This is a genomic window from Rhodococcus sp. 05-2255-3B1 (assembly GCF_002258545.1).
Taxonomy (GTDB): Bacteria; Actinomycetota; Actinomycetes; order Mycobacteriales; family Mycobacteriaceae; genus Rhodococcoides.
The window spans coordinates 1,980-5,434 of record NZ_NOZC01000019.1 but is presented as its reverse complement, the minus strand read 5'-3'; the positions used below and the strand labels follow the sequence as shown (position 1 = coordinate 5,434).

Below are 3,455 nucleotides of genomic sequence, written 5' to 3'. Positions count from 1 at the left end.
GTGTTCGGCGGTGTCCTACTCTCCCACACCCTGTCGAGTGCAGTACCATCGGCGCTGGAGGGCTTAGCTTCCGGGTTCGGAATGGGACCGGGCGTTTCCCCTCCGCTATGGCCGCCGTAACTCTGCGAAACAGTTACACACGGAACATCAGCGGTGCCACCGGATCTGGATCGGTGACGTACTGGGTTCATTCAATTGTTGTGCTGAAACGTGTGTTGTTTCAGATATTGCACAGTGGACGCGTAGCTTCTTTGTGGTAAGTCCTCGGCCTATTAGTACCAGTCACCTGCACCCATTACTGGGCTTCCAGTTCTGGCCTATCAACCCGGTGGTCTGCCGGGGGCCTTACCCCCTCGAGGGGGTGAGAAACCTCATCTTGGAACAGGCTTCCCGCTTAGATGCTTTCAGCGGTTATCCCTTCCGAACGTAGCCAACCAGCGGTGCTCCTGGTGGAACAACTGGCACACCAGAGGTTCGTCCGTCCCGGTCCTCTCGTACTAGGGACAGCCTTCCTCAAGTTTCTTACGCGCGCGGCGGATAGAGACCGAACTGTCTCACGACGTTCTAAACCCAGCTCGCGTGCCGCTTTAATGGGCGAACAGCCCAACCCTTGGGACCTACTCCAGCCCCAGGATGCGACGAGCCGACATCGAGGTGCCAAACCATCCCGTCGATATGGACTCTTGGGGAAGATCAGCCTGTTATCCCCGGGGTACCTTTTATCCGTTGAGCGACACCGCTTCCACTTGCCGGTGCCGGATCACTAGTCCCGACTTTCGTCCCTGCTCGACTTGTCAGTCTCACAGTCAAGCTCCCTTGTGCACTTGCACTCGACACCTGATTGCCAACCAGGCTGAGGGAACCTTTGGGCGCCTCCGTTACATTTTAGGAGGCAACCGCCCCAGTTAAACTACCCACCAGGCACTGTCCCTGAACCAGATCATGGTCCGAGGTTGAGGTATCCAATACGATCAGAGTGGTATTTCAACAACGACTCCACAGTAACTGGCGTCACCGCTTCACAGTCTCCCACCTATCCTACACAAACCGAACCGAACACCAATACCAAGCTGTAGTGAAGGTCCCGGGGTCTTTTCGTCCTGCCGCGCGTAACGAGCATCTTTACTCGTAATGCAATTTCGCCGAGTCTATGGTTGAGACAGCTGAGAAGTCGTTACGCCATTCGTGCAGGTCGGAACTTACCCGACAAGGAATTTCGCTACCTTAGGATGGTTATAGTTACCACCGCCGTTTACTGGGGCTTAAATTCTCAGCTTCGCCATCACTGGCTAACCGGTCCTCTTAACCTTCCAGCACCGGGCAGGCGTCAGTCCGTATACATCGTCTTACGACTTCGCACGGACCTGTGTTTTTAGTAAACAGTCGCTTCTCACTGGTCTCTGCGGCCCACACCAGCTCACACTGCAAGAGTGATCACCGGCAGGGGCCCCCCTTCTCCCGAAGTTACGGGGGCATTTTGCCGAGTTCCTTAACCATAGTTATCTCGATCGCCTTAGTATTCTCTACCTGACCACCTGTGTCGGTTTGGGGTACGGGCCGTGTAACAACTCACTAGAGGCTTTTCTCGGCAGCATAGGATCACTGAATTCGCCTCAATCGGCTACGCATCACCTCTCAGGCTTAGTGAACGGCGGATTTGCCTACCGTTCGCCCTACAGGCTTACACCAGTACAACCACTGACTGGCCCAGCTACCTTCCTGCGTCACCCCATCGCTTGGCTACTACCAGATCAGGTCCCACGCATCCACCCGCCCCCGCACACCCGAAGGCGTGAAGTAAGCGAGATTCAGGGTGGTTAGTATCACTGATTCACCATGGGCGCGGTTACACGGGTACGGGAATATCAACCCGTTGTCCATCGGCTACGCCTGTCGGCCTCGTCTTAGGTCCCGACTCACCCTGGGCGGATTAACCTGGCCCAGGAACCCTTGGTCATTCGGCGGACGAGTTTCTCACTCGTCTTTCGCTACTCATGCCTGCATTCTCACTCGCGCAGCCTCCACACCTGGATCACTCCGATGCTTCCATGGCTGCACGACGCTCCCCTACCCACCCACACACCTGCACACAGATCCGCAGACCTGCATGGGGCTGTTGTGTGAGTGCCGCAGCTTCGGTGGTGTACTTGAGCCCCGCTACATTGTCGGCGCAGGATCACTTGACCAGTGAGCTATTACGCACTCTTTCAAGGGTGGCTGCTTCTAAGCCAACCTCCTGGTTGTCTTCGCGACCCCACATCCTTTTCCACTTAGTACACGCTTAGGGACCTTAGCTGGCGATCTGGGCTGTTTCCCTCTCGACTACGAACCTTATCGCCCGCAGTCTCACTGCCACGCTCTCACTCACCGGCATTCGGAGTTTGGCTGATTTCGGTAAGCTTGTAGGCCCCCTAGACCATCCAGTAGCTCTACCTCCGGTGAGAAACACGTGACGCTGCACCTAAATGCATTTCGGGGAGAACCAGCTATCACGGAGTTTGATTGGCCTTTCACCCCTACCCACAACTCATCCCCTCAGTTTTCAACCTAAGTGGGTTCGGTCCTCCACGACGTCTTACCGTCGCTTCAACCTGGCCATGGGTAGATCACTCCGCTTCGGGTCTAGAACACGCCACTACACACCTTGCGGTGATACGCCCTATTCGGACTCGCTTTCGCTACGGCTACCCCACACGGGTTAACCTCGCGACATGCCACTAACTCGCAGGCTCATTCTTCAAAAGGCACGCCATCACCAGCCATGACGAATCATGCACCGGCTTTGACGGATTGTAAGCGCACGGTTTCAGGTACTATTTCACTCCCCTCCCGGGGTACTTTTCACCTTTCCCTCACGGTACTAGTCCGCTATCGGTCACCAGGGAGTATTCAGGCTTATCGGGTGGTCCCGACAGATTCACAGCAGATTTCACGGGCCCGCTGCTACTTGGGTATCCACAACAACAGTTGCAATGTTTTCGTCTACGGGACTCTCACCCTCTACGACAGGCCGTTCCAGACCACTTCGACTAACACCACAATTTCTCACTGTCGGCCGATCCGGCAGAATCGACAATGCAAACCCCACAACCCTCCATACGCAACCCCTGCCGGGTATCACACGCACAAAGTTTGGCCTCATCCGCTTTCGCTCGCCACTACTCACGGAATCACTATTGTTTTCTCTTCCTGTGGGTACTGAGATGTTTCACTTCCCCACGTTCCCTCCACACACCCTATATATTCAGGTGCAGGTAACACGACATCACTCGTGCTGGGTTTCCCCATTCGGACACCCTCGGATCACAGCTCGGTTGACAGCTCCCCGAGGCTTATCGCAGCCTCCTACGTCCTTCATCGGCTCCTGGTGCCAAGGCATCCACCGTACGCTCTTCATTACTTACAACAAAGATGCTCGCGTCCACTGTGCAATTCTCAAACAACACACAACCAAG

The 3,455-nt window shown here is 55.5% G+C and carries 2 rRNA genes; both read right to left on the bottom strand.

The annotated features are described in order from the left end of the window. Positions 1-2: 2 nt before the first annotated feature. A 5S ribosomal RNA gene (gene rrf, locus CH249_RS12055) occupies positions 3-119 on the bottom strand. A gap of 133 nt (positions 120-252) precedes the next feature. Further along, a 23S ribosomal RNA gene (locus CH249_RS12050) occupies positions 253-3,406 on the bottom strand. Positions 3,407-3,455 lie beyond the last annotated feature (49 nt).